This is a genomic window from Streptomyces sp. GB4-14, assembly GCF_022696125.1.
GTDB lineage: Bacteria > Actinomycetota > Actinomycetes > Streptomycetales > Streptomycetaceae > Streptomyces > Streptomyces werraensis.
Genome location: NZ_RZHO01000002.1, coordinates 5,048,600 through 5,075,564, shown reverse-complemented (window position 1 = coordinate 5,075,564; position 26,965 = coordinate 5,048,600). Strand labels below are relative to the sequence as shown.

28 protein-coding genes are annotated in these 26,965 nt (G+C 72.7%); 12 read left to right on the top strand and 16 right to left on the bottom strand.

Features of this window, described 5'->3' with window-relative positions; translation table 11 throughout:
* Nucleotides 1-190 precede the first annotated feature (190 nt).
* The gene (locus ELQ39_RS24395; RefSeq protein WP_225627967.1) at nt 191-1,309 is read left to right on the top strand and encodes a magnesium and cobalt transport protein CorA; all 1,119 of its coding nucleotides are present in this window, start codon (nt 191-193) and stop codon (nt 1,307-1,309) included.
* 34 nt (nt 1,310-1,343) lie between these two features.
* Here ELQ39_RS24395 and ELQ39_RS24390 read toward each other — a convergent pair whose 3' ends face one another.
* Both ELQ39_RS24390 and ELQ39_RS24385 read right to left on the bottom strand, forming a co-directional pair.
* Nucleotides 1,344-1,772: a CBS domain-containing protein gene (locus tag ELQ39_RS24390; protein ID WP_242593951.1), complete on the bottom strand. Its 429-nt coding sequence runs from the start codon at nt 1,770-1,772 to the stop codon at nt 1,344-1,346.
* Nucleotides 1,773-1,931: 159 nt separating this feature from the next.
* Nucleotides 1,932-2,564, bottom strand: a complete 633-nt coding sequence (locus tag ELQ39_RS24385) for a uridine kinase (RefSeq protein WP_242593949.1) — start codon at nt 2,562-2,564, stop codon at nt 1,932-1,934.
* A gap of 212 nt (nt 2,565-2,776) precedes the next feature.
* Here ELQ39_RS24385 and ELQ39_RS24380 point away from each other — a divergent pair, with 212 nt between their 5' ends.
* The gene (locus ELQ39_RS24380) at nt 2,777-3,259 is read left to right on the top strand and encodes an anthrone oxygenase family protein (RefSeq protein WP_242593947.1); all 483 of its coding nucleotides are present in this window, start codon (nt 2,777-2,779) and stop codon (nt 3,257-3,259) included.
* A 220-nt stretch (nt 3,260-3,479) separates the two neighbouring features.
* Entirely contained in the window at nt 3,480-4,970 is a 1,491-nt protein-coding gene (locus tag ELQ39_RS24375) for a glutamate synthase subunit beta (protein WP_242593945.1), read from the top strand.
* Between the two features lie 212 nt (nt 4,971-5,182).
* Here the strand turns inward: ELQ39_RS24375 and ELQ39_RS24370 are convergent, their stop codons facing one another.
* The 3 genes from ELQ39_RS24370 to ELQ39_RS24360 all read right to left on the bottom strand — a co-directional run bounded on the left by ELQ39_RS24370 (nt 5,183) and on the right by ELQ39_RS24360 (nt 7,224).
* Nucleotides 5,183-5,986 (bottom strand): SAM-dependent methyltransferase, encoded by an 804-nt coding sequence (locus ELQ39_RS24370; RefSeq protein ID WP_242593943.1) that lies wholly within the window; start codon nt 5,984-5,986, stop codon nt 5,183-5,185.
* A gap of 92 nt (nt 5,987-6,078) precedes the next feature.
* A complete protein-coding gene (locus tag ELQ39_RS24365; RefSeq protein ID WP_189899397.1) occupies nt 6,079-6,363 on the bottom strand; it encodes a DUF397 domain-containing protein in 285 nt (94 codons plus the stop codon).
* Nucleotides 6,364-7,224 (bottom strand): helix-turn-helix domain-containing protein, encoded by an 861-nt coding sequence (locus ELQ39_RS24360; protein ID WP_093766709.1) that lies wholly within the window; start codon nt 7,222-7,224, stop codon nt 6,364-6,366.
* A 196-nt stretch (nt 7,225-7,420) separates the two neighbouring features.
* Here ELQ39_RS24360 and ELQ39_RS24355 point away from each other — a divergent pair, with 196 nt between their 5' ends.
* Nucleotides 7,421-8,113 carry an ATP-binding protein gene (locus ELQ39_RS24355; RefSeq protein ID WP_277994726.1) on the top strand — a complete coding sequence of 231 codons (693 nt, stop codon included), beginning with the start codon at nt 7,421-7,423 and terminating at the stop codon, nt 8,111-8,113.
* A complete protein-coding gene (locus ELQ39_RS24350) occupies nt 8,110-8,559 on the top strand; it encodes a hypothetical protein (RefSeq protein ID WP_242593939.1) in 450 nt (149 codons plus the stop codon). The genes ELQ39_RS24355 and ELQ39_RS24350 overlap by 4 nt, the downstream gene beginning before the upstream one ends.
* Nucleotides 8,560-8,588: 29 nt before the next feature.
* Here ELQ39_RS24350 and ELQ39_RS24345 read toward each other — a convergent pair whose 3' ends face one another.
* Both ELQ39_RS24345 and ELQ39_RS24340 read right to left on the bottom strand, forming a co-directional pair.
* Complete coding sequence (locus ELQ39_RS24345; protein WP_190000030.1) at nt 8,589-8,774, bottom strand: hypothetical protein; 186 nt, start codon at nt 8,772-8,774, stop codon at nt 8,589-8,591.
* A 345-nt stretch (nt 8,775-9,119) separates the two neighbouring features.
* A complete protein-coding gene (locus tag ELQ39_RS24340; RefSeq protein ID WP_242593937.1) occupies nt 9,120-10,484 on the bottom strand; it encodes an amidohydrolase in 1,365 nt (454 codons plus the stop codon).
* A 133-nt stretch (nt 10,485-10,617) separates the two neighbouring features.
* Here ELQ39_RS24340 and ELQ39_RS24335 point away from each other — a divergent pair, with 133 nt between their 5' ends.
* A complete protein-coding gene (locus tag ELQ39_RS24335) occupies nt 10,618-11,568 on the top strand; it encodes an endonuclease/exonuclease/phosphatase family protein (protein ID WP_242593935.1) in 951 nt (316 codons plus the stop codon).
* Nucleotides 11,569-12,078: 510 nt separating this feature from the next.
* On the opposite strand, the gene ELQ39_RS24330 is transcribed toward ELQ39_RS24335, so the two are convergent.
* Nucleotides 12,079-13,974, bottom strand: coding sequence for an FUSC family protein (locus tag ELQ39_RS24330; protein WP_242593933.1), 1,896 nt, complete (start codon nt 13,972-13,974; stop codon nt 12,079-12,081).
* Between the two features lie 345 nt (nt 13,975-14,319).
* Here ELQ39_RS24330 and ELQ39_RS24325 point away from each other — a divergent pair, with 345 nt between their 5' ends.
* Both ELQ39_RS24325 and glpK read left to right on the top strand, forming a co-directional pair.
* Nucleotides 14,320-15,222: an MIP/aquaporin family protein gene (locus ELQ39_RS24325; RefSeq protein WP_242593930.1), complete on the top strand. Its 903-nt coding sequence runs from the start codon at nt 14,320-14,322 to the stop codon at nt 15,220-15,222.
* 43 nt (nt 15,223-15,265) lie between these two features.
* Nucleotides 15,266-16,783, top strand: coding sequence for a glycerol kinase GlpK (gene glpK, locus ELQ39_RS24320; protein WP_190000034.1), 1,518 nt, complete (start codon nt 15,266-15,268; stop codon nt 16,781-16,783).
* Between the two features lie 39 nt (nt 16,784-16,822).
* Here glpK and ELQ39_RS24315 read toward each other — a convergent pair whose 3' ends face one another.
* Nucleotides 16,823-17,014, bottom strand: coding sequence for a hypothetical protein (locus ELQ39_RS24315; protein WP_031018510.1), 192 nt, complete (start codon nt 17,012-17,014; stop codon nt 16,823-16,825).
* A 220-nt stretch (nt 17,015-17,234) separates the two neighbouring features.
* On the opposite strand from ELQ39_RS24315, the gene ELQ39_RS24310 reads away from it, so the two are divergent.
* Nucleotides 17,235-18,371, top strand: a complete 1,137-nt coding sequence (locus tag ELQ39_RS24310; protein ID WP_225645185.1) for a glutathione-independent formaldehyde dehydrogenase — start codon at nt 17,235-17,237, stop codon at nt 18,369-18,371.
* 22 nt (nt 18,372-18,393) lie between these two features.
* On the opposite strand, the gene pip is transcribed toward ELQ39_RS24310, so the two are convergent.
* On the bottom strand, nt 18,394-19,371 hold the full coding sequence (pip, locus tag ELQ39_RS24305) for a prolyl aminopeptidase (RefSeq protein WP_242593928.1): 978 nt from the start codon (nt 19,369-19,371) through the stop codon (nt 18,394-18,396).
* A 31-nt stretch (nt 19,372-19,402) separates the two neighbouring features.
* Nucleotides 19,403-20,125 (bottom strand): uracil-DNA glycosylase, encoded by a 723-nt coding sequence (locus ELQ39_RS24300; RefSeq protein WP_242593926.1) that lies wholly within the window; start codon nt 20,123-20,125, stop codon nt 19,403-19,405.
* Between the two features lie 51 nt (nt 20,126-20,176).
* Here ELQ39_RS24300 and ELQ39_RS24295 point away from each other — a divergent pair, with 51 nt between their 5' ends.
* A complete protein-coding gene (locus ELQ39_RS24295; protein WP_242593924.1) occupies nt 20,177-20,857 on the top strand; it encodes an RNA-binding S4 domain-containing protein in 681 nt (226 codons plus the stop codon).
* A 59-nt stretch (nt 20,858-20,916) separates the two neighbouring features.
* Here ELQ39_RS24295 and ELQ39_RS24290 read toward each other — a convergent pair whose 3' ends face one another.
* Entirely contained in the window at nt 20,917-21,597 is a 681-nt protein-coding gene (locus tag ELQ39_RS24290) for a class I SAM-dependent methyltransferase (RefSeq protein ID WP_242593922.1), read from the bottom strand.
* A gap of 140 nt (nt 21,598-21,737) precedes the next feature.
* On the opposite strand from ELQ39_RS24290, the gene ELQ39_RS24285 reads away from it, so the two are divergent.
* Nucleotides 21,738-22,013, top strand: a complete 276-nt coding sequence (locus ELQ39_RS24285) for a DUF6343 family protein (RefSeq protein ID WP_190000040.1) — start codon at nt 21,738-21,740, stop codon at nt 22,011-22,013.
* Between the two features lie 25 nt (nt 22,014-22,038).
* Here ELQ39_RS24285 and ELQ39_RS24280 read toward each other — a convergent pair whose 3' ends face one another.
* From ELQ39_RS24280 to rpsA, 4 genes are all read right to left on the bottom strand, one after another.
* A complete protein-coding gene (locus tag ELQ39_RS24280) occupies nt 22,039-22,419 on the bottom strand; it encodes a tetratricopeptide repeat protein (RefSeq protein WP_242593920.1) in 381 nt (126 codons plus the stop codon).
* Between the two features lie 50 nt (nt 22,420-22,469).
* Nucleotides 22,470-23,081 carry a dephospho-CoA kinase gene (coaE, locus tag ELQ39_RS24275; protein ID WP_242593918.1) on the bottom strand — a complete coding sequence of 204 codons (612 nt, stop codon included), beginning with the start codon at nt 23,079-23,081 and terminating at the stop codon, nt 22,470-22,472.
* A 45-nt stretch (nt 23,082-23,126) separates the two neighbouring features.
* Nucleotides 23,127-24,065 (bottom strand): PAC2 family protein, encoded by a 939-nt coding sequence (locus ELQ39_RS24270; RefSeq protein ID WP_190000042.1) that lies wholly within the window; start codon nt 24,063-24,065, stop codon nt 23,127-23,129.
* Between the two features lie 227 nt (nt 24,066-24,292).
* Nucleotides 24,293-25,786, bottom strand: a complete 1,494-nt coding sequence (rpsA, locus tag ELQ39_RS24265) for a 30S ribosomal protein S1 (RefSeq protein ID WP_006135530.1) — start codon at nt 25,784-25,786, stop codon at nt 24,293-24,295.
* A gap of 362 nt (nt 25,787-26,148) precedes the next feature.
* On the opposite strand from rpsA, the gene ELQ39_RS24260 reads away from it, so the two are divergent.
* The gene (locus tag ELQ39_RS24260; RefSeq protein ID WP_225627053.1) at nt 26,149-26,961 is read left to right on the top strand and encodes a class I SAM-dependent methyltransferase; all 813 of its coding nucleotides are present in this window, start codon (nt 26,149-26,151) and stop codon (nt 26,959-26,961) included.
* The last annotated feature ends 4 nt before the right edge of the window (nt 26,962-26,965 follow it).

The window sequence follows — 26,965 nt, the reverse complement described above, 5'->3', positions numbered from 1 at the left end:
GGGCAAGGAGGGCGTCATCTTGCCCAGGAGGGCGTCGTCCTGCGCTGGCGGACGTCTTCTTCCACAGGCGGGAACCAAACGGAACTTGGCGTTTCCACAGGCCCGCACGCAGTCGGCCGGTCGCTGGCAGACTGGCGCGGCAGGCCGACGATGAAGCGCGGCACGGGGGATCCACACGAGGGGGAGCCGAATGTCCAGGGCAGTGAATCTGAGGAAGGTCACCGGTCTCGGCCGGGTGGGCAGGCTGCGCGGACTTGCGCGCAGGCGTCCCCGGGTGGATCTGAGCCACCCCGCCCGGTCGCCGCTGGGCTCCTCGGTGGTCAACTGCGTGACGTACCGGGACGGTCACCGCCTCTCCGTGCCCGGGGGCGCGGCCGACGCCGTCAAGCGGGTCCGGGAGAGCGGGGAGGGGTTCGTGTGGCTGGGGCTGCACGAGCCGACGAGCCGGGAGTTCGCCGGCATCGCCGAGCTGTTCGACCTGCATCCGCTGGCGGTGGAGGACGCCGTCGAGGCGCACCAGCGGCCCAAGCTGGAGCGGTACGGGGAGACGCTGTTCGCCGTGTTCAAGACCGTCTGCTACGTCGAGCACGAGGAACTGACCGCGACCAGCGAGGTGGTGGACACCGGCGAGATCATGGTGTTCGTCGGCGAGGACTTCGTGGTGACCGTGCGGCACGGCCGGCACGGGTCCCTCGGCCCGCTGCGCGAAGGGCTGGAGGCCGATCCCTCGCGGCTGGCGCAGGGCCCGTCCACGGTGCTGCACGCCGTCGCGGACCAGGTCGTCGACGACTATCTGCGCGTCGTCGACTCGGTCCAGGGGGACATGGACCAGGTCGAGACGGAGGTGTTCGCGGAGCACGGCGCCCGGGTCGACCCGAGCCGTATCTACCAGCTCAAGCGTGAGCTGCTGGAGTTGAAGCGGGCGGTGGTGCCGCTGGGCCGGCCACTCGATGAACTCGCCACCCGGCCGAGCCGCGTGGTCGCCCCGGACATACAGGCGTACTTCCGTGACGTCGCCGACCATCTGCAGCGGGCGACGGAGCAGATTGCGGCCTTCGACGAGCTGATCAACTCCATCCTCCAGGCCCACCTGGCGCGCGTCACGGTCGCCCAGAACGAGGACATGCGCAAGATCACCGCATGGGCGGCGATCGTCGCGGTGCCGACCATGGTGTGCGGGGTGTACGGCATGAACTTCGACCATATGCCGGAGCTGCACTGGCGGTACGGCTACGGCATGGTCCTCGGGGTGATAACCGTGGCGTGTCTGGTGCTGTACCGGGCGTTCCGGCGCAGCGGCTGGCTGTGACGCCCGCCCGTCCCGCCGGTCGCGGACGGCGGGGTCAGCCGGAGGCGGACCGGGCGTAGACGCTCTCGGCGAAGGCGGCGATCTGTTCGCCCGTCAGGTGCCGGGCCAGATCGGCCTCGCTGATCATGCCGACGAGACGCTTGTCGTCGATAATGGGCAGCCGGCGGATCTGGTGGGTGCGCATCTCGGTGAGCACGTCGTCGACGTCGGCGTCGGACTCGATCCAGCGCGGTGTGCCCTTGGCCATCTCGCCCGCGGTGACCTTGGCGGGGTCGTGGCCCATGGCGACGCAGCCGACGACGATGTCGCGGTCGGTGAGGATGCCGCAGAGCCGTTCGTTCTCGTCACTGATGGGCAGCGCGCCGACGTTCAGTTCACGCATCAACTGTGCCGCTCGGTCGAGGGTTTCGTGCGCGGGGATCCACTGGGCGCCACGGTGCATGATGTCTCCGGCGGTGGTCATGAGGTACCTCCCGGTGCCGGACGGCCGGCGCGGCGCGGGGCGCGCCGCGAGTCCCGACGTCCTTCATTGTCGCCGGGCCGCTCCCGGACGGCACCCGCAGCGGACGGCGCGGCGCCCTCGGTTCCGGCACGCCCTCGACCAGGCTCTTCGTCCGTGCTCTCAGCCGCGCCAGGCCGGGTGGCGGGGGTCGTCGGCCCGTACGAGCACGTCGGCGGTGCCGGCCGGGTCGGTCTCCCGCTCGTAGCGCTCGAAGGCGGGCAGGGTCCAGTGTTCGGCCTCGGGGGTGCGGCGGCGCAGCGCGCCGGGTGAGAGGAGGACGTGGACGGTCAGATCGAAGGGGAACCAGTGGTGCAGGAGGAGCGGGCCGTGCAGCAACAGCACACCGCCGGGCGGCAGTTCGACGTACGGGCTGCGGGTGGCGCGGTCGGTGACCGGGTCCCACAGGTCGGGCAGCACTCGTCCGCTGCCGCCGGGGCCGAGCGGGTCGAGCACCTCGCGCCACAGGGCGCCGGTGTCGTACCAGCCGCTGTAGTAGGACTCCAGGTCCTGGTGGCCGTACTCGAGCCGGACCGAGGCGGGGCGCAGGAAGCCCTCCGTGCCGACGACGAGGCTGGGGCGGCCGCGGACGCGCAGCGCCTCGGCGATCCGTCCGGCGAGGTCTCCCGGGCGGGCGGCCGGAGCGCCGTCGAGGGCGACGCGGGTCCAGGGAGCGCCGTCGGCCGTGTCGAGGTCCAGCAGACGCTCGGCGAGCAGGTCGACGAGCCGGTCCCAGGTGATCGCTTCGAGTCGCACACGGCCATGATGCGGCACGTTCCGGGCGGCCCCGGAAGTGCCGGGGAAGGCAGGGCGCCGCGGGCGGGCGCGGGCGGTGGACGCTCGCGTATGCGTGCGCGCCGCTGGGCCATGGCCCGGCGCGACGGGGGCGCCTTCACTGGTGGTACGGGCAGCCGGGGGAAGGGCCCGGCCGGAAGGGCGAGGATGGCGAGGATGGCGGGGGTGAGGACATGGGCGACGGGGCGTACGCAGTGCTGACGGCGCTGGGTGTGCTGGGGACCGGTCTGGTGGCCGGGGTGTTCTGCGCGTTCTCCACGTTCGTGATGCGAGGGCTCGCGGCGCTGCCGCCGGCGCGGGGCGTGGCCGCGATGCAGTCGGTCAACGTGGCGGCGGTGCGGCCGCCGTTCATGGCGGTGTTCCTCGGCACGACGGTGCTGAGCGCGGTGCTCACGGCGGTGACGCTCGTGACGTGGCCGGACGAGGGGGCGGTCGCGTCGGTGGTGGGCGGCGTGCTGTTCCTGTGCGGATCGTTCGGACTGACCGTGGCGGCGAACATACCCCGCAACGAGCGGTTGGCCCGGCTCGACGCGGGCGGTGCGGAGGCGGCCGCGTACTGGCCGGCGTACGTGCGCGGGTGGATGCGGTGGAACCACGTCCGCGCCGTCGCCTCGGCCGGAGCCGCGCTGGCGTACCTCCTGGCCCTCACCGGCTGAGTGCCGGACGCCGCGAGCGCTCCCCGGCTGAGGGGCGCCGCGCGCCGCCCGGGCAGCGCCGCCGTAGGGCGCCGAGCACACCGGCCGCGAGCCGGCAGCACAGGCTCCGCACGGACGGTGTCCGGCACACTGCGGGCCGGGATGGGCGGACGTATCGTTTGGGCAGGAGTGCCGCCCGACGACGCACGGCCTGTCACCCGCGCATACAAGGAAGACGGCCATGGCAGATCCCAGGGGTTTCCTCACCACGCCCCGCCAGGAGTGGCCGCGCCGGCCTGTGGAGGAACGGGTCGGCGACTGGGACGAGGTGTACGTCCCCGGAGGACTGCTGCCGATCATCGGCGAGCAGGCCGACCGGTGCATGGACTGCGGTGTGCCGTTCTGCCACGAGGCCTGTCCGCTGGGCAACCTCATCCCGGAGTGGAACGACCTGGTCTCCCGGGAGGACTGGCGGGCGGCGGCGGAGCGGCTGCACGCCACGAACAACTTCCCCGAGTTCACGGGGAGGCTGTGCCCGGCGCCGTGCGAGGCCGGCTGTGTGCTCGCCATCAACCAGCCGGCGGTGACCATCAAGAACGTCGAGTGCGCCATCGCCGACAGGGCGTGGGAGGAGGGGTTCGCCGCGCCGGCCCCGCCGGACCGGCTGTCCGGACGGACGGTCGCGGTCATCGGCTCGGGCCCCGCCGGGCTCGCCGCCGCCCAGCAGCTCACGCGGGCCGGGCACACGGTCGCCGTGTACGAGCGGGACGACCGGATCGGCGGGCTCATGCGGTACGGGATCCCCGAGTTCAAGATGGAGAAGCGCCATCTGGAGCGGCGCGTGGAGCAGATGCGGGCCGAGGGGACGAGGTTCCGCACGTCGACCACGGTCGGGCAGGACGTGGACGCTGCGGAGCTGCGCGGCCGTTACGACGCGGTGGTCATCGCCACGGGGGCGACGGCATGGCGGGAGCTGCCGGTGCCGGGGCGTGAACTCACGGGCATCCACCAGGCGATGGAGTACCTACCCCTGGCCAACCGGGTGCGCGAGGGCGACCTGGAGAGGTCGCCGCTGTCGGCGGAGGGGCGGCACGTGGTCATCGTCGGGGGCGGTGACACGGGTGCCGACTGCCTGGGCACGGCGGTGCGGGAGCGGGCCGCGTCGGTCACCCAACTCGACATCTACCGCAGGCCCGGCAGCGAGCGCGACGAGGAGAACGAGCCCTGGCCGACGTATCCGAAGCTGTACCGGCTGTCGGCGGCGCACGAGGAGGCGGGCGCGCTGCGGACGGCGCCGGCGGCGGAGGCCGACGCGCGGCTGTTCGCCGCGTCGACGCTGCGCTTCGAGGGGGACGCGGACGGGCGGGTGCGCGGGCTGCGCCTGGTCGAGGTGGACGCGGAGCGCAGGCCGGTGCCGGGGACGGAGCGGACGCTGCCCGCCGACCTGGTGCTGCTCGCGCTCGGCTTCTCCGGGCCGGACCGGGGCGACGGGATCATCGCGCAGCTCGGTCTCGAGCTGGAGCCGCGCGGCACGATCGCACGCGGGCCGGACTTCGCCACGAACGTCCCCGGCGTCTTCGCGGCGGGCGACGCCGCCCGGGGGCAGTCGCTGATCGTGTGGGCCATCGCGGAGGGCCGGGCGGTGGCGGCGGCCGTGGACCACTGTCTGACGGGCGGCACGAGCGGTCTGCCGGCGCCGATCGGCCCGTACGACCGGCCCATGACCGTCTGAGCCGGCCCCACGCACGCCCGCACGCCCGCGCGCTGCCCGAGCGCCCTCACGCGGCCAGGCACGCTCGTCCGTCGTGGCGCCCTGCGCCGTGGCCGGATCGCGACCGCGCACCCGGCGGACGCCGACCCGTCCCGGCCCTCGCACGCCGACGCCCCCGGGCTCCCAGCCGGAGCCGGGCGCCCAGGGGCGTCGAGGTCGAACCCGGAACGCGCCTACGGCTTGCGCGCCACCGCGCCGTAGCCGGGGATGATCCCGTCGTCCTGGCCCGGGACCGGGTCGCCCAGTTCGGGGTGCCACAGGTGCGGCACCTGGACGCCCGGTTCCACGAGATCGAGACCGTCGAAGAAGCGGGTGAACTCCTCGCGGCTGCGCAGTGCCAGGGTGACGCCCGCACCCTTGAGCTTCGCCGAGGCCTCCTCCGACTCCTCCGGGGTGAAGTCGGCCGTGGCGTGGCTGATCACCAGGTGGCTGCCCGAGGGCAGGGCGTCCACCAGCCGCGCCACCAGTTCGTGCGCGCCGTCCTCGTCGGGGACGAAGTGCAGCAGCGCGATGAGCGACAGCGCGATCGGCTTCTCGAAGTCGAGGACCTTGCGCGCGCCCTCCAGGATGGTGTCCGGGTCGCGGACGTCGGCCTGGAGGTAGTCGGTGACGCCCTCGTCCGTGCCGCGCAGCAGGGCCGCCGCGTGGGCCAGGACGATCGGGTCGTTGTCGCAGTAGACGACGCGGGCGTCCGGCGCGACCCGCTGGGCTATCTGGTGCAGGTTCGGCTCGGTGGGGATGCCGGTGCCGACGTCGAGGAACTGGCGCACGCCCTGTCCGGCGAGCCAGCGCGTGGCGCGCTGCATGAACGCGCGGTTGACGCGCGCCATGACCGGCACCCTCGGCTCCAGGGCGAGCATCTGCCGGCCCATGGCCTCGTCGACCGGGTAGTTGTCCTTGCCTCCGAGGTACCAGTCGTACATCCGCGCCGGATGCGGTCTGGTGGTGTCGATCTCCACGGGGTTCTGCCCGGTCATGACGGACTCCGTAACTGTCTGCAAGTGTTAGTGATCAATTCAGTGCCAAGCCGGTGCCAAGGGACAAGCAAAGGTAGTGCGGCAACAGGAGGTCAGGACAGCAGGAAATCCGCCTCTCCGGCCTTGGCCCCCTCGATGAAGGCCGTCATCTCGGCGGAGGTGTAGATGAGCGCCGGACCGTCCGGGTCGGTGGACTGGCGCACGGCGATCCGGCCGTCGTCCAGCTTCATCGCCTCCAGGCAGTTGCCGCCGTTGCCGCCGCTCCAGGGCTTGTGCCAGCCCTCGCTGCCCAGCTCCCGCGCGGGCATGCCGTTGTAGATCCTCCTGGCGTGCGCCCGTGCACGCGGCTGGGTCTTCGGGGGCTTGATGAGTTCCATTCACAGCTCCTTGCGGAGATCCCGGAGGATCTCCTTCGTGCGATGTGCCGTGGCGGCCTGGGCCGCCATGCGGTCCATGACCTCGAGGTGGGTCGCCACCTCGGTGCGCGCGTCCAGGTAGACGGCGCCGGTCAGGTACTCGCTGTAGACCATGTCCGGCAGTTCGGGCATGGCAAATCGGAACAGCACGAACGGCCCGTACGTGCCGGGATGGGGCCCGCTGTCGAAGGTGGCGATCTGCAGCGTCACGTTGGGCAGCGCCGACGCCTCGAGCAGCTTGTCGATCTGCGCGCGCATCACCTCGGGACCGCCGACCCGGCGGCGCAGCGCGGTCTCGTCCATGACGACCCACAGCCGGGGCGCGTCCTCGCGGGTGAGCAGTTCCTGCCGCCGCATGCGCAGGTCGACGTGGCGCTCTATGTCCTCGGGGCGGGTCTGCCCTATGGCGCCGGAGCGCAGCACGCCGCGTGCGTAGTCCTCGGTCTGGAGCAGGCCGGGGACGAAGTGGGGTTCGTAGCTGCGGATGAGGGAGGCCGCGCCCTCCAGGCTGACGTACATGGAGAACCAGCCGGGCAGGATGTCGTGGAAGCGCTGCCACCAGCCGGGCTTGTTGGCGTCCTCCGCGAGCTGGACGAATGCCTCGGCCTCCTCGTCGGAGACGCCGTAGGCCTTCAGCAGCAGCTGGAGGTAGGGGATCTTGAGCGCCACCTCGGCCATCTCCATGCGGCGCACGGTGGCGGGGGCGACACGCAGGATCCGGGCGGCCTCTTCCCGCTTGAGACCCGCGCGCTCGCGCAGATCCAGCAGGCGTCGCCCGAGGACGACCTGCCCGACCGTCGGCGCGGACCGGGGTTCGCTCACGCTTCACCTCCCTCGAACAAATCCTGACAGCCCGGCGGCGCCATCCGGTGATCTGGCACGGAGATCAATGGATCCGAACACATATTCGAATCGACTTCCGGCGATCCCAACTGGCGCCGCGCGAGGTGCTGTTGCGAGCAGTGTGCCACGCCCGTCCAGACCGTCACACAGCACTCTGCATTTTTCAAAGTGACACTTGCCAAGTGTTCACGGCGGGGCGATAGTGGCAAGCGTGATTCCGTCCGCGCCCTTAGGAACAGACGCCGCCGCAGCTCCCGTGGGCCTCGGCGCCGCTTCGGCCACCGCCCCCTCGGGGGCCGCCGCCGAGCGCCGGTTCCGTTTCGAACTGGCCGCTCACCCTGGCTCCCCCGCGCAGGCGAGACGGCTGACACGGGCCCGGCTGACCGGCTGGTCGGTCTGCGAGGACACCTGCGACACGGCGGCACTGGTCGTCTCTGAACTGGTCACCAACGCCATCGTGCACACCGCGAGCAGCCATGTCGTCTGCGAGCTGCACGACGGTGACGACCTGCTGCGCATCGCCGTGCGGGACGAGGGCTGCGCGCCGGGCCGGCCGCGGGCGAACACCCGGCAGCAGCCGGAGGAGGAGCACGGAAGGGGACTGCTCCTTGTCGACGCCCTGTGCCGCGCGTGGGGCGCCCACGAACACGGCCCCGGCCTGCTGGTCTGGGCGGAACTCCCCCGCACCGCCGACTCCCCGGGCGACACGGACGGACCCCGGAACGACCTCGGCTGGGGCGCCCGCCCCAAGCCCGGCCCGGCCGGCGGCTCGGAGGGCGGCGAGGACCAGACCGGCGACGACGGTGCGACCCACCCCGCAGAACAGCGTCTGGACATACCCGCCGACCGGGACGGAGGCCGGGCGTGACGGGCCCCGGTGCTCGCGTGCTGAGCCTGGACTCGCTGGTCCGGATCCAGCGCGGACGGCTGACACCGGGCGCGCCCCGGCGGCTTCCCGTGCCGGACGGCATGACCGCCCCGATGGGCTGCGACGCGGTGGCCGTCCCGGCCCGCTTCGGCCCGCTGGTCCTGCCCCGGCTGCCCCGCGTGGGGTGTGTGTACGCCGACGACGCGCACTGGTGGTGGCTGGTCCCGTCCGACTCGGACTACGCCCTGGAGTGGCCCGCCCCCGCGCACTACGCCGCCGGCGCGGTCCTCCCCGACTCCCCCGCCGACACGGACGCCGCCGGCCTCCCGGGGCTGATCCACCGCCCCGACGGCACGCTCCCCTACACGCCGCCGATACCGCTCTACCTGGCTCTGTGCCGGATCACCGGGACGACCCCCGTCTGGTCACGCCCCGTCACCGCCTGACGGCCGTACCCGGCGCCGCCCCGCCGGGGTCACGCCACCGCCTCACCGCCGGCGCTCTCGCCGCGGACGATCACCAGGAACATGTCGGTGGCGAGGTCCATGACGACCTCGGCGGGCTGGCCCTCCAGGCGCCGCGCGTGCGCGAACTCCTCCGCGGGCCAGGATCCACGCGGTCCACCTGCGGGAAAGCGTTCGAGCACGGTTCGCCCGTTCACCCTGCCACCTCCATGTAGCGCTGTACTCGTAGAGTTAAACGCCAACCATGGGGGGAACGCCTCGTCCGGTGACGGTACTGAGACGTAGTTGACACCCGTTCACTGCCAAGTGTGAGCGCGCTCTCAGCTTTCCGGAGTAATCCGTCACCGTCCGTGTCGGTCGTCGCACTCGTCGTGGTACTGGAGATGCGCCTGCGCCACGGGAGCCCCGACGGCGGGCGCGCGCCCCTGGGGCAACCCCAGGGGCTCCTGCGCGACGGTTCCGCTCCGCGAGGGGTGAGCGGAGTGCCGCGCGGCACTCACCGGCCGCGTCCGAAGCCTTCTCGCCGCTGCGACACGGGCCGCTCAGGTGTCGTACTCCTGGATGCGCCGGCCGTGGGAGCGGTCGACGAGGGCGGGCAGGCGCTCGTCCAGTTCGCGTACGACCTCGGGAACGTCGATGGTGAGCAGGCGCCGGTCGCGCATGAGGATCCGGCCGTCCACGACGGTCGTGCGCACATCGGCGGCGCGGGCGCTGTGCACCAGGGTCGCGGCGAGGTCGTGCACGGGCTGGGTGTGCGGTCCGGTGAGGTCGACCAGGACGATGTCGGCCCGGTGGCCGGGCGCGATGCGGCCGACGCTCCCCTCCAGGCCGACCGCGCGGGCGCTCTGCAGGGTGGCGTGGTGCAGGGCCTGACGTGAGGTAAGCCAGCGCGGGTCGTCCTCCGTGGACTTCTGGATCAGCGAGGTGAGCGCCATGGACTCCCACACGTCGAGGGAGTTGTTGGACGCGGCGCCGTCCGTGGCGAGTCCGACCGGCACCCCGATGTTCCGCAGCGCCCGTACGGGGGTGGTGGTGGGCCAGGCGAACTTCAGGTAGCCGCGGGGCGCGGTCGCCACCGCCGTACGCCCCCGCGCGTGCGCGAGGAGCGGCAGGTCGCTCTCGACGATGCCGGTGCCGTGCGCGATGAGCACGTCGGTGTCCAGGACGCCGGTGCGGTGCAGCACCTCGACGGGGGTGACGCCGTGCCGGGTGAGGGACGCCTCGGTCTGGTCGCGGTTCTCGGCGGCGTGCAGATGGACGGGCAGGCGGTGCTCGTGGGCCAGCTCGGCGGTGGCGGCGAGGTCGGTGTCGGTCACCGTGTAGGGGGCGTGCGGGGCGAGCGCGGTGGTGATGCGCCCGCCGGCCGTGCCGCGGTGGCGGAGCGCGAACTCCAGGGACCTCTCCCTTCCCCGAGGGCCCTGGGAGGAGAAGTACGCCTCTCCCAGCAGAGCGCGCATGCCGCTTGCCGCGACCACCTCGGCGACCGCGTCCATGGCGAAGTAGTGGTCGGCGAAGCAGGTGACCCCGGCCCGGATCATCTCCGCGCAGGCGAGCAGCGCGCCGAGAGTGACATCCCGCTCGGTGAGGTTGGACTCCACCGGCCAGACGACGTCGTTGAACCACGCCTGGGTCGGCAGGTCCTCGGCGAGCCCGCGCAGGGCGGCCATCGGGGCGTGGGTGTGACAGTTGATCAGACCGGGCAGCGCGACCTGTCCGCGGGCGTCGATCCACTCGTCGGCCGCGCGCCCGGCGACGGCCCCGGCGTCGGTCACCTCCTCGACGACCCCGTCGCGGACGACGACTGCCGCGTCCTCCAGGAAGACGGCCTCTTCTTGATCGTCGTGCGTGAGGACGGTGCATCCGGTGATGATGAGGCCGGCGGGACTCTCCACGGCAGAAGGCGTCATCACGTCAACGTACGACGGGACTCCGACCCGGGGGAGCCGAGCCGCGACATCCCGTCGCGGCTCTGTCGCACGGCGGGCCGGGCGCGCACCCTGGCCTCACCACGAGCCCGCCCACGGCTGAAAGGGGCCCGCCTTGCTCCTCGGCACCTGGAACCTCGAGAACCTGTACCGGCCCGGCGGCCCCTACGGGCCCGACGACGAGGCCGCCTACGCGTCGAAACTGGCCGCGCTCGCCGCGGTGATCACGGAGCTGGATCCGGGGCTGCTCGGCGTGCAGGAGGTGGGCGACCCCGGCGCGCTGGAGGACCTGGCGGGGATGCTCGACGACGACTGGCACGTCGCGCTGTCCTCGCACGCCGACAGCCGGGGCACCCGGGTGGGCTTCCTCAGCCGTACGGAGCTGACGGTGGTCGCCGACACGGCGGCGTTCCCGCCGCGGATGCTGCCGGTGCAGGCGGACGACACCGGGCTGACCGTCTCTCAGGCCGGGCGCGGCTTCCTCGCGGTGGAGGTCGCGGGCGAGCGTGGACCGCTGCGGGTGGCGGTGTGCCATCTGAAGTCGAAGCTGCTGTCGTACCCGGACGGCCGCTTCCTGCCGCGCGACGAGGGCGAACGGGCCCGGTACGGCGCCTACGCGCTGTACCGGCGGGCGGCCGAGGCGGCGGCGTTGCGCGCGCTGGCGGACCGGCTGCTGGAGGGCGACGGGCGGGAGCGGGACGTGGCGGTGCTCGGCGACCTCAACGACGAGGTGCAGGCGGCGACCACGCAGATGCTGCTGGGGCCGCCCGGCTCGGAGATCGGCACGCCGGGGTACGACCGGCCGGACCGGGGTGACGCGGTCCGGCTGTGGGACGTGGCGCCGCTCATCCCGGCGTCGGAACGCTACTCGCGGGTGAACTCGGGCCGCCGGGAGCTGATCGACCATGTGCTGCTCAGTCACCGGCTGGTGCGGAGGGTGACGTCGGCGGGGACGGGGCTTCCGGACGACGGGCCGCCCCGTCTGCCGTCCGTGGGGACGGATCCCGGCGAGCGGCGTGGAGCGGCGGGGTCGGATCATGCGCCGGTGTGGGTGCGGGTGGGGTGAACGCGGGGCGTTCATCTTGAGGGGGGCGGCCCCCTGTGCGTGCCGGCGGCGTGGGTGGGGCGGTGGTCCTGCGGGCGGCTGGGTGGCCATGCCGGCGGCGGGTGCGGGTCCGTGGGGGCCGGGCGCGCAGTTCCCCGCGCCCCTTCCGGGCGCGTTCGACCGACGCCGACGAGGCGATCAGCGGCGCCGAGCCACCCGCGGGGGGCGGTCCACCGGGTGCCGGTCCATGGGGGCTGGGCGCGCAGTTCCCCGCGCCCCTTCCGGGCGCGTTCGACCGACGCCGACGAGGCGGTCAGCGGCGCAGAGCCACCCGCGGGGGGGGGGCGGTCCACCGGGTGCCGGTCCGTGGCGGCCGGGCGCGCAGTTCCCCGCGCCCCTTCCGGGCGCGCTCGACCGACGCCGACGAGGCGATCAGCGGCGCCGAGCCACCCGCGGGGGGGGGCGGTCCGGTGCGTGCGCAAGTTCCCCGCGCCCCTTCCCGGGCGCGCTCGGCCGAGGTCGGCGGAGCGGTCACCGGCGGTCCGCGACCGGGCGCCGGTCCGCCGGGGGCCGTGTCCCGGCCGGGACGGGGAGGTGTACGTGCGCGCCCTGGTGGGACAGCTTGTCCCGGAGGGCGGTGAGGCGGCGGACGTGGTGGGGGTCGAGGGTGCCGGTGTCGTCGAGGTGGACGGCGCAGGCGGTGGTGGTGTCGACGAGCCGTTCGAGGGTCGCGGCGATCTCGTCGGCGCCGTCCGCGTGCCGGGCGAGCGGCGGGAGTTCGGCGGAGGCGAGGGCGATGGCGGCGCGGGCCTCGGCGAGGGTGCGGTAGGCCTCGCGGCGCAGCGCCCAGCGGGCCTCCCGGTCCTCGGACTCCCCCAGCACATGGGCGAGGTACTCGCGGGCGGCACCGCTCGCCTCGGTGAGCCGGGCGCGAATGGCGTCGCCGCGCCGGCCGGGGACGGGCAGGTGTCCGACGACCAGCACGATGGCGCAGGCCAGCAGGGTCTCGCCGATCCGGGCGAGGGACGCCTGGGGTTCGCCGCCGGCCATCACCAAGGCCAGTACGAGCACGGTGACGACGGCGGTCTGCGCGGCGAAGTGCCGGGCGGCGAGCGGGATCAGCGCCCCACAGAGGGCGACGAGGACGACGAGTCCTTCCGGCCGGGGCAGCACCGCGGCGAGTCCGGCGAACAGCAGCGCGCCGAGGACGGTTCCGGCGGCGCGGGACAGCACGCGGGAGGCCAGCGGCCCGAGGTCGGGCTTGACGAGGAAGACGGCGGTGGCGGGCAGCCAGTACCAGTGCTCGTGCTGGCCGTACCAGCGTGCGTGGTAGAGGGCCTGGGCGACGGCGGCGCTCGCGCCGAAGCAGAGGGCGACGCGCATCCCGTACTCCCGGCCGCGGGCGCCGAGGACGGTCCGCAGGACGGCGGTCCGGGAGCGCCTGCGGCCGTGCAGCCGCCGACTGTCCGCCCGGTCGAACGCCTCGGCCGCGTACAGCAGGGCGTCGTCCAGGGCGCGCAGGCCGGGCGCGGAGCGGGTGGGGGCGGGCAGCGGGCCGGTGGGGGCGCCGTCGCGCACGGCGGCGGCGAGGCGGCGGGGCGCCTCGGACGTACGGTCCGGCACCGGGTCCCCCGCCCAGGCCAGCGCGGTCGCGGCCTCCGCGAGCGGGAGGGCGGCGGCGTACTGGGCGTGCAGCCGGCGTTCCGCCGCGGAGGAGGGGCGGCGGCGCAGCCGGGGCCCGGCGAGCGCGTCCTGCGCCTGGTCGAGGGCGGCGGTGAGCGCGGCCCGCCGTGCGGTGGCACTGCCGGAGCCGACGGCGTCGAGCAGCGCGGCGACGGCCTCGTACACCCCGGCGACGGCGGCGCGTTCCCCGTCGAAGCGCAGCTCGAAGCGGCGGTCCCCGGCGAGGGTGTGGGAGGTGGGCAGCGCAAGCCGCAGCAGGAGCAGCCAGGCGGCGCCCGCGACGAAGGCGGCCGCCCGCAGCCGGCCCGGCTCGGGCAGTGGCATGCCCGCCCCGACGGCGGCGCCGACCAGCAGCTGCGTCCCCGCGGAGGATCCCACCGGCCCCAGCGCGCTGATCCCTCCGGCGGCCAGGCCCAGCACGGTCAGCAGCAGGGTGAGCAGCAGGGCAGGAGCATGGTCCCCGGCGAGGGTGCCCGACAGCAGTCCGGCCGCGCCCGCGAGAGCGGGCGTCCCGATCCGGGTCACGGAGGCACGGCGGCTGCCGGGCCGGTCGTTGATCCCGGCGAACATGGCGCCGATCGCGGCGACCACCCCGAGGGTGGGCCGTCCGGCGAGGACGGCGACGAGCAGCAGCGGCCCGCCGCCCAGCGCGCCGCGCAGCACCGCGCTGCGGGAGACCGGCCCCCGCTGGGAGCGGAGGGCATGGGCGAGCCACGGGGGTACGGCGGGGGCGGTGCGGGTCACAGGGCTCCTGTCGTCCGGTCGCTGCGGCTGCTCCTTCGGGCAACGCTGACCGGGGCGGAACTCATGCCCCCACGGTAAGGGGACTTCACCGACGGAAGGGAACAGGCGCGTTTCGCCGGTGTGACGGCCGGGCGGACGCGCGCGTCCGCCCCCCGCGGACCGAGCGGTGACCCCGCCCTCGAACTCGTCGGAAGTCCCGCAGTATCAGCCGCCTCCTTCCCCCTCGCCCGTCGAACTGGGCCGTTGGTGGGAAAGACCGCTCTCCGCGCGCCCGGGGTGGGCGGTGGACCTACGCTGCCGACATGGGGAGGCACAGTCCGCGCCATTTCCATTCGAGGAGAGCTGATGGCTGATCGCGTTACAGCTCCGCGCCGACGCGGCTATCGCGAAGGCACAGGCGGCGAAATGCTCGCCGAATTCCTGGGGACGTTCGTCCTCATTCTGCTGGGTGTCGGATCCGTGGCCGTCGCCGTCGTGGGTCTGCCCGGTTCCGGGCGTCAGTTCGTGGACTTCGGTCCGGCGAACTGGCTCATCATCGCCTGGGGATGGGGCCTCGCCGTCGTCTTCGGCGTCTACGTCGCCGGCGGCATCAGCGGCGCCCACCTCAACCCGGCGGTGACGCTGGCGTTCGCCGTGCGCAGGGACTTCCCTCTGAAGAAGCTGCCCGCCTACTGGCTGGCCCAGGTGTGCGGCGCGTTCGTCGCCGCCGCGCTCGTCTACGCCTGCTACCGCTGGGCGATCGACGCCGCCGACGCGAAGGCAGGGCTGGCCCGTGACGAATCACTGGCCACCTATTCCATCTTCGCGACCTTCCCCGCGGAATACTTCGGCGATTCCTGGTGGGGTCCGCTGCTCGACCAGATCGTGGGTACCGGAATTCTGCTTCTTCTGATCTGCGCACTCATCGACCTGAAGAACGTCGCACCCCTGTCGAATCTCCACCCGTTCCTCATCGGTCTGGTGGTCGTCGCCATCGGCCTGTCCTTCGGAACGAATGCCGGATACGCGATCAACCCCGCGCGAGATTTCGGTCCGCGGCTGTTCACGTACTTCGAGGGCTGGGGTGACATCGCCCTCCCGGGCACGTTCGGGTGGTTCAGCGGCTACTGGTGGATTCCCATCGTCGGCCCGCTGATCGGCGGCGTCGCCGGCGTGCTGGTGTACGACCTGATCATCAAGCCGATGGTCACGGCCAGGACGCGGGCGATGGAGGACCAGGAGGAAGGCCCGGCCACCGAGGAGGCGTAGGCCGCACCCGGGAGTCCGTCGTCACTCAGGAAAGGTTTCAGCGATGCCCGAATTCGTCGGCGCGGTGGACCAGGGGACCACCAGCACCCGATTCATGATCTTCGATCATGCCGGTAACGAGGTGGCGAAGCACCAGCTGGAGCACCAGCAGATCCTGCCCCGTTCCGGCTGGGTCGAGCACGACCCGGTGGAGATCTGGGAGCGCACCAACACGGTGATCCAGAACGCCCTCCGCGACGGCGGCCTGACGGCCTCCGACCTGCGGGCCATCGGCATCACCAACCAGCGTGAGACGACCGTCGTGTGGGATCCGCGCACCGGCCGTCCGTACTACAACGCGATCGTCTGGCAGGACACGCGCACCGACAGCATCGCCGCCGCCCTCGAGCGCGAGGGCCACGGCGACACGATCCGCCACAAGGCGGGGCTGCCGCCGGCCACCTACTTCTCCGGCGGCAAGATCAAGTGGCTGCTGGACAACGTGGACGGGCTGCGCGAGGCGGCCGAGGCGGGCAACGCCCTGTTCGGCAACACCGACGCCTGGGTGCTGTGGAACCTCACCGGAGGTCCGAACGGCGGCATCCACGCCACGGACGTGACCAACGCCAGCCGCACCATGCTGATGAACCTGGAGACCCTCGACTGGGACGACGAGCTGCTCGGCATCTTCGGCATCCCGCGCTCGATGCTCCCGGCCATCCACCCCTCCTCGGACCCGGAGGCCTTCGGCCAGGCCCGTACGTCCCGCCCGCTGGGCGCCGCCGTGCCGATCACCGGCGTCCTCGGCGACCAGCACGCGGCCACGGTGGGGCAGGTCTGCTTCTCCCCCGGCGAGGCCAAGAACACGTACGGCACCGGCAACTTCCTGGTGCTGAACACCGGCACCGAACTCGTCCGCTCGCAGCACGGCCTGCTGACGACGGTGGCGTACCAGTTCGCCGGCAGCCCGGCGGTGTACGCGCTGGAGGGCTCCATCGCCGTGACCGGCGCGGCGGTGCAGTGGCTGCGGGACCAGCTGAAGATCATCGGGAGCGCCCCGGACAGCGAGCAGCTGGCACGGTCGGTGGAGGACAGCGGCGGCATGTACTTCGTGCCGGCCTTCTCCGGTCTGTTCGCCCCCTACTGGCGTTCCGACGCCCGCGGCGCCATCGTCGGCCTGTCCCGGTACAACACCGGCGGCCACATCGCGCGAGCCACACTGGAGGCGATCTGCTACCAGAGCCGTGACGTGGTCGAGGCGATGGAGCAGGACTCCGGGGTGCACCTGGACGTGCTGAAGGTGGACGGCGGCGTCACCGCGAACGACCTGTGCATGCAGATCCAGGCGGACGTGCTCGGGGTGCCGGTCAGCCGGCCCGTGGTCGCGGAGACCACCGCGCTGGGCGCCGCGTACGCCGCGGGCCTCGCCACGGGCTTCTGGAGCGACGAGAACGAGCTCCGCACGCACTGGCAGGAGTCCAGGCGCTGGGAGCCGTCGTGGGACGAGGACCGGCGCCGCCAGGGCTACGAGGACTGGAAGCGGGCCGTCGAGCGCACCCTGGACTGGGTGAAGGTCGACTGAGCCCGACCCGACCGGTCGGCGGGCGCCTCGCGCGGCGGCTCAGCGGTCGGCGATGTCCTCCCGCAGACCGTCGGAGAACTCCCACCAGGACAGCGGGAGCCAGTCGCCGTTGACGAACGCGTCCACGGTCGCGCCGCGGCCGCGGACGGTCACGGTCGTGCCCGGGGGGTATGTGGTGCCGGACAGCCCGGGCACGGCCACCAGCAGGGTTCCCAGCCTTTGAGCTGCCATTTCTCCGCCCTTCCCTCTTGTCGGGTGTCGCGTCGGGTGGCGTCCTGAACGCCGGGTGCGGCGCCCCCGGGAACGGGGCGGACGTCGCAGGCTATTCGTCGGATGCTACCGGCTTGCTCCGAGCACAAGACCGGAGAATCATGAGATATCGGTCACGCGGGCCATCGGGAGGGGCGTCACTGCGCACCACGCAGAACACCAACCGAACGGAGATCGCACCATGAAGGCCGTCGTGTACAAGGGACCGTTCGAGGTCGCCGTCGAGGACGTCGAGAACCCGACGATCCAGCATCCGAACGACGTGATCGTACGGATCACCTCGACCGCGATCTGCGGCTCCGACCTGCACATGTACGAGGGCCGCACGGCCGCCGAGCCGGGTATCACCTTCGGCCACGAGAACATGGGCACCGTCGCCGAGGTCGGCCCGGGCGTCACCTCGCTCAAGGAGGGCGACCGTGTGGTCATGCCCTTCAACGTCGCCTGCGGCTTCTGCACCAACTGCGTCGAGGGCTTCACGGGATACTGTCTCACCGTCAACCCCGGCTTCCCCGGCGGCGCCTACGGCTATGTGGCCATGGGCCCCTGGAAGGGCGGACAGGCGGAGTACCTGCGCGTCCCCTACGCCGACTTCAACTGCCTGAAGCTGCCTGCGGGCACCGAGCACGAGATGGACTTCGTGCTCCTCGCGGACATCTTCCCCACCGGCTACCACGGCTGTGAACTCGCCCAGGTGCGCCCGGGCGACAGCGTCACCGTGTACGGCGCCGGACCGGTCGGCCTGATGGCCGCCTACTCGGCGATGCTGCGCGGCGCGCGGAAGGTGTTCGTGGTCGACCGCGTCGCCGAACGGCTGCAGAAGGCCCAGGAGATCGGCGCCGTGCCGATCAACTTCGCGGAGGGCGACCCGGTCGAGCAGATCCACGACCAGACCGAGGGCATGGGCACCGACAAGGGCATCGACGCCGTCGGCTACCAGGCCTCGGCGGGCGGCGGCACCGACCGGGAGGAGCCGGCGACCGTGCTGAACTCGCTGGTCCGCACGGTCCGGGCGACCGGCATGCTCGGCATCCCCGGGCTGTACGTGCCGTCCGACCCTGGCGCCCCGGACGAGCAGTCCAAGCAGGGCATGCTGCTGGTCGCGGTCGGCAAGCTCTTCGAGAAGGGTCTGAAGCTCGGCACCGGCCAGTGCAACGTCAAGCGGTACAACCGGCAGCTCCGCGACATGATCATCGAGGGGCGGGCCAAGCCCAGCTTCGTGGTCTCGCACGAGCTGCCGCTGGGCCAGGCGCCGTCGGCGTACGACAAGTTCGACAAGCGGATCGAGGGCTACACCAAGGTGGTGCTGCACCCGTAGGCAAACGCAAGGACGCTGTCCGTCAGGGGCGGCGGCGGGCGTACCGGTCCGTCGCCGCCACAAGGGCGTCGTCGCCGACGGCGCCCGCGTCGTGCCCGGCGTCGTCGACGATCACCAGCTCGCTGCCCGGCCAGGAGTGGTACAGCCGCCAGACGATGCCGAGGAGGTTGCCGAAGTCGAGGCTGCCCTGGACCAGGGTGCCGGGGACGTCCTCGAGGAGGCGGGCGTCGCGCAGGACGACGCCCGCCGCTCCCCCGTCGCCGGGGAAGTCGCCGAAGAAGTGGTCGTTGCCCCAGTAGTGGGTGACGGTGCGGGCGAAGCCGTGGCGGAACTCCGGGTCGCGGAACCGCTCGACGGAACCGGGCGGGGCGGGCATGATCGCCGTCTCCCAGTCCGTCCACGCCCGTGCCGCCCGCGCCCTGACCTCGGGGTCGGGTGATTCCAGCAGGCGGTTGTACGCGGCGGCCAGGTTGCCGTCACGCTCGTCCTCCGGGAGCTCGGCGAGGAACCGCTCGTACGCCTCCGGGAAGATCCGGCCGAGGCCCCGCGTCAGCAGGTCTACCTCAGCGGGCGAGCCGGTGGCCACGCCGGTCAGCACCAGTTCGGACACCACGCCGGGGTGCGTCTGCGCGTACCGCAGGCCCAGGGCCGAGCCGAAGGAAACGCCCCACACCAGCCAGCGCTCGATGCCCAGATGCGCGCGGAGCCGCTCCAGGTCCGCCATGAGATGCGGCGCCGTGTTGACGCTCATGTCGGTGGCCGGGTCTGCGGCCGACGGCCGTGACCGTCCCGCGCCGCGCTGGTCGAACAGGACGATGCGGTAGGCGGCGGGGTCGAAGTAGCGCCGCAGTCCGGCGCCCGCGCCGGAGCCGGGTCCGCCGTGCAGCACCACAGCGGGTTTGCCGTGCGGGTTCCCGCTGGTCTCCCAGTAGAGGGAGTTGCCGTCCCCTACGTCGAGCATGCCTTGGTCGTACGGTTCGATCTCCGGATACCTGCCCATCAGGGCACCGTAGCGCTGCCGGGCGGCCCGCTCACCTCTGTTTCGCCGGGCGCAGTCCGGCTGCAGTCGCCGCCGTGCGCAGGACGTCCCTGAGCATCTCGGGCGTGAGTTTGCCGGTGAAGGTGTTGCGCTGGCTGACGTGGAAGCAGCCGTGGAGGCCGAGCGGCGGACCGTCGGCGGCGTCCAGCTGGACATGGACGCCGTGCCCGAAGGCGGGCCGGGGGCGGGGCACGGTCCAGCCGGCCTCGGCGAACGCGGGCAGCGCCGCCTGCCAGCCGAAGGCGCCGAGGACGACCGCCGCCCGGACCGTCGGCCGCAGGAGCCGCAGCTCCTGCACCAGCCAGGGCCGGCAGGCGTCCCGTTCGGCCGGGGTGGGCTTGTTGGCGGGCGGGGCGCAGTGCACGGGCGCGGTGACGCGGACCCCGTACAGCTCCAGACCGTCGTCGGCCTGCACGGAGGTCGGCTGCGACGCCAGGCCCACGTCGTACAGCGCCCGGTACAGCACGTCGCCGGAGCGGTCCCCGGTGAACATCCGGCCGGTGCGGTTGCCGCCGTGCGCGGCGGGCGCGAGGCCGATGATCAGCAGCCGGGCGTCGGGCGGCCCGAACCCGGGCACCGGCCTCCCCCAGTACGTCCAGTCCGCGAACGCGGCCCGCTTGGTACGGGCGATCTCCTCGCGCCAGGCGACCAGGCGCGGGCAGGCCCGACAGCCGGCGATACGCCGGTCGAGCCGGGCGAGGGCTTCGGGATCCATGGCTCCACGGTAGGCGTCCGGTCTGCGGCCGGGCGGGCTAAGGTCGGGAACATGGTTGCGGAGGGTGCGCAGAACGACAGGACGGCCGGGGCGGACGACGGCGCGGCGGTCACGTCCGCGGGGACCACGCCCGAGGCGGTGGACCCCAAGGTCGCCGAGGCGGTGGCCGCCGCCGAGGCGGCGGGCCCGCAGAGCGGCGAGACCGTCCGGGTCGACAGCTGGATCTGGTCGGTGCGGCTGGTCAAGACGCGGTCCATGGGGGCCGCCGCCTGCCGGGGCGGGCACGTCCGCGTGAACGGCGAGCGGGTGAAGCCGTCGCACTCCGTGCGGGTCGGCGACGAGGTGCGGGTGCGGGTCGAGACGCGGGAGCGGGTCGTCGTCGTGAAGCGGCTGATCCGCAAGCGGGTGGGGGCGCCGGTCGCCGTCCAGTGCTACGTCGACAACTCGCCGCCGCCTCCGCCGCGCGAGGCGGTCGCCCCCGCCGGCATCCGCGACCGCGGCGCGGGGCGCCCGACCAAGCGGGACCGCCGCGAGATGGAACGGCTGCGGGGGCTGGGGAGCCTCGGCGCCCCCGGTCCGCTCGGCGGGCTCGCGGGCCCGCCCGCCCTCGGCGACCCGGGCGCGACGCCGGGCGGAGGCAAGGGCACGGGCGGCGCCACGGGTGGCCGTGGGACGGGCGGCGGCGGACGCCGGGGCCGGAACAAGGGGGCAGGGGGCGCGCCCAGGCGGTGAGCACCGGTGCGGTCACCCGGAGCGGGACGCGCCGGCGTCCGGGGGACGAGCGGCCGAGGTCACGACATCGGCACCGCCCTCACCCAGATCCCGTCCTCCGTCAGGTACCGGTCCACCCTCAGCCCTTCCTCCGCGAGTGCCGCCTCGAACTGCTCCGGGGTCAGCGGGCGTGACCGGAACGTCTGCGTCCAGGTCGCGTCCGGGAAGACGTACTCCGCGTGGACCGAGTCGACGCCGTCGCCCACCGGCTCCACGGCCACGATCCGCACCGTGAAGCCCGACGGGTCGACACGCTCGCGCGGCACCTTGGTGTGGTAGTCCGCGCCCTCCCGCTGGATCAGCACGCACCCGCCTTCCGCGAGGTGCCGTACGCAGGTGCGCAGCATGCCCCGGCGCACCTCGGCGTCCCCCGCGTGCACCAGGAACGAGGCCAGCAGCACCACGTCGAAGGTCTCGCCGAGGTCGAGCCGCTCGATCGGGCCGCATATCGTGCGCGCCCCGCGCACCCGCTCCAGCATCTCGGCGGACTCGTCCACCGCCGTCACCTCGAAGCCGCGCTCCAGCAGCGCGTGGGTCATCCGCCCCACCCCGCAGCCCAGCTCCAGGATCCTCGCGCCCGCCGGCACCGCCGCCGCGATGACGTCCGGCTCGTCCCCGACGGGAAGCCGCGCGTACAGCTCCACCGCGCAGCCGTCCGGGGTGATCGCCCCGGGGCCCGTCCCCTCATACCCTGCCCGCATCATCTGCTCCATGCCCGTCGAACGGGCCGCCCCCGCACGTCCGTTCCCCTCTCCACCGACACCACCCGAACGAGTGACAGGAGCTCGGGACGGGCACCCGGAACGCGAAAGGGCTCGGCCGCCACAGGGTGAGGACCGCGATGCGTACGGGCAGTGAACCGACGACCGCGCGGAGTCCTCTGCGCATGCGGTTCTGGCTGAGCGTGTGGGGTGTGGTCTGGACGGTGGCCGGAACGGTGGCGTTCGCGCTCGCCGGGTATCCGGGCTGGGCGCTGGCCTGCGGGATGCTGTTCCTGGTCGTCGTGGCGGACCTGGTGTTCGTGGTCCGCCACATCCGCCAGGGCCCGCACTACCAGCCGGGCCGCGACGTCCCGCCGTACGAGCCCCCGCACGGGCCGCCGGCGGACCGGCGCTAGCCGCGCGCGGTCCTGCGCGGCGGGCTCAGCCGTCGAAGCGCGCGGCCTTCAGGTACTCCGGGTTCGGGTCCAGCGCGGCCGCGAGGCGGAAGTGCCGCTTGGCCGGGCGGGTCCGGCCCTGCCGCTCGTAGGTGCGGGCGAGGGCGAAGTGGGCGAAGGCGTTGTCCGGCTCCCGCTCCAGGACGAGCGAGAACTCCAGCTCGGCGGGGCGCAGCTGAGCCGCCGCGAAGAAGGCGCGCGCCCTGAGCAGCCGGGCGGCCGTGTTCTCGGGATGGACGTCGATCACGCCGTCGAGCAGCTTCACCGCGCCCCGCGGGTCGCGGGAGGCGAGCAGGTGCTCGGCGGCGCGGAAGTCGATGACGTGCGTCTCCGGCGTACGTCCGGACGGACCACTGGTCTGGGGCACGGCGGAATCCTTCCCTCACTCGAGAGGATCAACGCCTCGCCCGGCGCGCGCTATTCCGGCCGGGATTCCCGCGCGCGGCGGACCAGGTCGGCCCACACCTCCCTCACGCGCCGTTCCAGCGCGTCGAGGGGCACGTCGTTGTCGATGACGACGTCCGCGATCGCGCGGCGCTGTTCGCGGGTGGCCTGGGCGGCCATGCGGGCCCGTGCGTCCTCCTCGCTCATGCCGCGCAGCCGCACCAGCCGGTCGAGCTGGGTGTCCGGGCTCGCGTCGACGACGATCACGACGTCGTAGAGAGGGGCGAGGCCGTTCTCGGTGAGGAGCGGGACGTCATGGACGACGACGGCGTCGTCGGGCGCGGCCTCCTCCAGCTCGCGCGACCGGGCGCCCACCAGGGGGTGCACGATCGAGTTGAGCGTGGCCAGCTTCTCCGGGTCGTTGAAGACGAGGGCGCCGAGGCGGGGCCGGTCCAGGCTGCCGTCCTCGGTGAGGATCTCCTCCCCGAAGGCCTTCACGACGGAGGCGAGCCCGGGCGTGCCCGGCTCCACGACCTCACGTGCGATGCGGTCGGCGTCGATCAGCACGGCGCCGCACTCCACGAGCAGCCGTGACACCTCGCTCTTGCCGGCTCCGATGCCGCCGGTCAGGCCCACTGTCAGCATGGGCAGCAGCCTAGGCGTCCGCTGTGACCGGCGGCCCGGCGGGCGTCAGTTGTCGCCCTCCCGCTCGGCCAGGAACCGCTCGAACTCGCGGCCGATCTCGTCCGCCGACGGGATCTCCACCGGCTCGGCGAGCATGTTGCCCCGGGTCGCGGCGCCCGCGGCCGCGTCGTACTGGTGCTCCAGGCCCTGGACGAGGGCGGTGAGCTCGTCGTCGCCCTCACGGATCTGCCGGTCGATCTCGGTCTGGGTGCGCTGGGCGTCGGTGCGCAGGGAGTGCGCGACGCCCGGCAGGACGAGCCCGGTGGCGGCCGTGACGGCCTCCAGCGCGGTCAGCGCCGCGTCCGGGTACGGGGAGCGGGCGATGTAGTGCGGCACGTGCGCCGCGACGCCCAGGACGTCGTGTCCGGCCTGCATCAGCCGGTACTCGACCAGGGCCTCGGCGCTGCCCGGGACCTGCGCCTCGTCGAAGACGCTGGTGCTGACCGGGACGAGGTCGGTGCGGTTGCCGTGCGGGGTGAGGCCGACCGGGCGGGTGTGCGGGACGCCCATGGGGATGCCGTGGAAGTTCACCGACAGGCGCACCTGGAGGCGCTCCACGATCTGCTGCACGGCGGCGGCGAAGCGCTCCCACTCGACGTCCGGCTCGGGCCCCGAGAGCAGCAGGAAGGGCGCTCCGGTGGCGTCCTGCACGAGCCGCACGGTGATGGCCGGCACCTCGTAGTCGGTCCACCGGTCGCGGGTGAAGGTGAGCAGGGGCCGACGGGCCCGGTAGTCGACGAGCCGGTCGTGGTCGAACCGGGCGACGACCTGGTGGGGCAGCGAGTCGAGCAGCCGGTCGACGATCTGGTCCCCGGTCTCGCCCGCGTCGATGTATCCGTCGAAGTGATAGAGCATGACAAGTCCGGCCGACTCCTGGGCCAGCGCCATGTCGACGACGCTCAGTCCCTTCGGCTCCCAGGCGTACAAATCCTGCGGATCAAGCACAGTGACCGCTCCTCCTCGTGTTTCACCCACCACAACGTGGCACGAAGCACAGGCATTCCCACGACTGCGACGCCGTCGGGGAAGCGTCCGCGATGGGCCGAGGGAAAACGCGTGACCAGCCCTGACCGGCCCTCGGCCGACGACAGACCCACCGGGGAACGCCTGAGGGGCCGCACCTCGAAGGTGCGGCCCCTCAGGATCACTCACTGACCCTCAGCGGAGAGCGCTCAGCTCTGGCCGCCCGCCAGCTTCTCGCGAAGCGCGGCCAGCGCCTCGTCCGAAGCCAGGGCGCCGGACTGGTCGCCACCCTCGGAGGAGTAGGAACCGCCGCCGGACGCGGCCGGAGCGGCGGCCTCGCCACCCTCGGCAGCGGCCTGGGCGTCCGCCTCGCGGGACTTGATGACCTGCGCCTGGTGCTGCTCGAAGCGAGCCTGCGCCTCGGCGTACTGGCGCTCCCACTCCTCGCGCTGCTTCTCGTAGCCCTCGAGCCAGTCGTTGGTCTCGGGGTCGAAGCCCTCGGGGTAGATGTAGTTGCCCTGGTCGTCGTAGGACGCGGCCATGCCGTACAGGGTCGGGTCGAACTCGACCGCCGTCGGGTCGGCGCCGAAGGCCTCGTTGGCCTGCTTCAGCGAGAGGCTGATGCGACGGCGCTCGAGGTCGATGTCGATGACCTTGACGAAGATCTCGTCGTTGACCTGGACGACCTGCTCCGGGATCTCCACGTGGCGCTCGGCCAGCTCGGAGATGTGGACCAGACCCTCGATGCCCTCGTCCACGCGGACGAACGCACCGAACGGAACCAACTTCGTGACCTTGCCGGGCACGACCTGGCCGATCTGGTGGGTGCGGGCGAACTGCTGCCACGGGTCTTCCTGGGTCGCCTTCAGCGACAGGGAGACGCGCTCGCGGTCCATGTCGACGTCGAGGACCTCGACCGTGACCTCCTGGCCGACCTCGACGACCTCGGAGGGGTGGTCGATGTGCTTCCAGGACAGCTCGGAGACGTGGACCAGGCCGTCCACGCCGCCCAGGTCCACGAAGGCACCGAAGTTGACGATCGAGGAGACGACGCCGGAACGGACCTGACCCTTCTGCAGGGTCGTGAGGAACGTCTGGCGGACCTCGGACTGGGTCTGCTCCAGCCAGGCACGGCGGGACAGGACCACGTTGTTGCGGTTCTTGTCCAGCTCGATGATCTTCGCCTCGAGCTCCTTGCCCACGTAGGGCTGGAGGTCGCGGACGCGGCGCATCTCGACCAGGGAGGCCGGGAGGAAGCCGCGGAGGCCGATGTCGAGGATGAGACCACCCTTGACGACCTCGATGACGGTACCGGTGACGATGCCGTCCTCTTCCTTGATCTTCTCGATGGTGCCCCAGGCACGCTCGTACTGGGCGCGCTTCTTCGAGAGGATCAGGCGGCCTTCCTTGTCCTCCTTCTGGAGGACCAGGGCCTCGATCTCGTCGCCGACGGCGACGACCTCGTTCGGGTCGACGTCGTGCTTGATCGAGAGCTCGCGGCTCGGGATGACACCTTCGGTCTTGTAACCGATGTCGAGCAGGACCTCGTCCCGGTCGACCTTCACGATGACGCCGTCGACGATGTCGCCGTCGTTGAAGTACTTGATCGTCTCGTCGATCGCGGCGAGGAACGCTTCCTCGTTACCGATGTCGTTGACCGCTACCTGCGGGGTGGTGGCGGTGGTCTCGGTGCTGCTCGTCATGTGGGAAAGGGCTCCGGTACGGACATTGAAGTCGTAGGTACTGCTACGCCGGAGCCCGTTTCGCTCTGCAGAAGCCGGACAGCCAAGGAAGCGCCACAAAAATCCGGTGGCGCCTCGACAACCGAGGGGACATACAACAGATGCGAGCGCAGCCTGCTACGTCTGAGGTGCGCAGGCCCGCAGCGCAACTTGTAGCATACGGGGGCGGCCGGGCAGGGTCAATGCGCGAAGCCGCCCACCCGGGGCGGATCGCCGCATAACCGGCACAACTGCCGTCTCCCGAGGCCACGCAGGGGTGATGAAGACCCCCTCGGCGACACACCGGGGACCCGGCTGGACGGAAGAGTACGACGAGGGAGCCGATCATCCAAGAGCCCGAAGTCCCCGAACCGGAGGCCACCCGGCGGGAGGCCGGCGTCACGGAGAGCTCCCGGGCCAACCGGGGCTGGTGGGACCGCAACGCCGACGAGTACCAGAACGAGCACGGCACCTTTCTCGGCGACGACCGCTTCGTGTGGGGCCCGGAGGGCCTGGACGAGGTGGAGGCGGAGCTGCTCGGCCCTCCGGAGGAGCTGAAGGGGCGCGACGTCCTGGAGCTGGGCGCCGGCGCGGCGCAGTGCTCGCGCTGGCTGGCCGCGCAGGGCGCGCGGCCGGTGGCACTGGACATCTCGCACCGCCAGCTCCAGCACGCGCTGCGCATCGGCGGGACGTTCCCGCTCGTGTGCGCGGACGCGGGCGCGCTTCCCTTCGCCGACGCCTCCTTCGACCTGGCCTGCTCGGCGTACGGGGCGCTGCCCTTCGTCGCCGATCCGCGGCTGGTGCTGCGCGAGGTGCGCCGGGTGCTGCGTCCGGGCGGGCGGCTGGTGTTCTCCGTGACGCACCCGATCCGCTGGGCGTTCCCGGACGAGCCGGGCCCGGAAGGGCTGAGCGTGTCCGGGTCGTACTTCGACCGCACGCCGTACGTGGAGCAGGACGAGACCGGCCACGCCGTGTACGTGGAGCACCACAGGACGCTCGGGGACCGGGTCCGTGACGTGGTGGCCTCCGGTTTCCGGCTGGTGGACCTGGTGGAGCCGGAGTGGCCGGCCTGGAACACGGCGGAGTGGGGCGGCTGGTCCCCGCTGCGTGGCAGCCTGATCCCCGGCACGGCGATCTTCGTGTGCGTACGGGACTGAGCGC

What these genes read in the sequence shown, in the direction of transcription:
- ELQ39_RS24300 (WP_242593926.1), bottom strand. Translation starts at nt 20,125, where the DNA reads ATGGATCCCGAAGCCCTCGCCCGGCTCGACCGGCGTATCGCCGGCTGT.
- ELQ39_RS24290 (WP_242593922.1), bottom strand. Translation starts at nt 21,597, where the DNA reads ATGCGGGCAGGGTATGAGGGGACGGGCCCCGGGGCGATCACCCCGGAC.
- glpK (WP_190000034.1), top strand. Translation starts at nt 15,266, where the DNA reads ATGCCCGAATTCGTCGGCGCGGTGGACCAGGGGACCACCAGCACCCGA.
- ELQ39_RS24395 (WP_225627967.1), top strand. Translation starts at nt 191, where the DNA reads ATGTCCAGGGCAGTGAATCTGAGGAAGGTCACCGGTCTCGGCCGGGTG.
- ELQ39_RS24295 (WP_242593924.1), top strand. Translation starts at nt 20,177, where the DNA reads ATGGTTGCGGAGGGTGCGCAGAACGACAGGACGGCCGGGGCGGACGAC.
- ELQ39_RS24390 (WP_242593951.1), bottom strand. Translation starts at nt 1,772, where the DNA reads ATGACCACCGCCGGAGACATCATGCACCGTGGCGCCCAGTGGATCCCC.
- ELQ39_RS24370 (WP_242593943.1), bottom strand. Translation starts at nt 5,986, where the DNA reads ATGACCGGGCAGAACCCCGTGGAGATCGACACCACCAGACCGCATCCG.
- pip (WP_242593928.1), bottom strand. Translation starts at nt 19,371, where the DNA reads ATGGGCAGGTATCCGGAGATCGAACCGTACGACCAAGGCATGCTCGAC.
- ELQ39_RS24325 (WP_242593930.1), top strand. Translation starts at nt 14,320, where the DNA reads ATGGCTGATCGCGTTACAGCTCCGCGCCGACGCGGCTATCGCGAAGGC.
- ELQ39_RS24380 (WP_242593947.1), top strand. Translation starts at nt 2,777, where the DNA reads ATGGGCGACGGGGCGTACGCAGTGCTGACGGCGCTGGGTGTGCTGGGG.
- ELQ39_RS24340 (WP_242593937.1), bottom strand. Translation starts at nt 10,484, where the DNA reads ATGACGCCTTCTGCCGTGGAGAGTCCCGCCGGCCTCATCATCACCGGA.
- ELQ39_RS24365 (WP_189899397.1), bottom strand. Translation starts at nt 6,363, where the DNA reads ATGGAACTCATCAAGCCCCCGAAGACCCAGCCGCGTGCACGGGCGCAC.
- ELQ39_RS24315 (WP_031018510.1), bottom strand. Translation starts at nt 17,014, where the DNA reads ATGGCAGCTCAAAGGCTGGGAACCCTGCTGGTGGCCGTGCCCGGGCTG.
- coaE (WP_242593918.1), bottom strand. Translation starts at nt 23,081, where the DNA reads ATGCTGACAGTGGGCCTGACCGGCGGCATCGGAGCCGGCAAGAGCGAG.
- ELQ39_RS24310 (WP_225645185.1), top strand. Translation starts at nt 17,235, where the DNA reads ATGAAGGCCGTCGTGTACAAGGGACCGTTCGAGGTCGCCGTCGAGGAC.
- ELQ39_RS24285 (WP_190000040.1), top strand. Translation starts at nt 21,738, where the DNA reads ATGCGTACGGGCAGTGAACCGACGACCGCGCGGAGTCCTCTGCGCATG.
- rpsA (WP_006135530.1), bottom strand. Translation starts at nt 25,786, where the DNA reads ATGACGAGCAGCACCGAGACCACCGCCACCACCCCGCAGGTAGCGGTC.
- ELQ39_RS24375 (WP_242593945.1), top strand. Translation starts at nt 3,480, where the DNA reads ATGGCAGATCCCAGGGGTTTCCTCACCACGCCCCGCCAGGAGTGGCCG.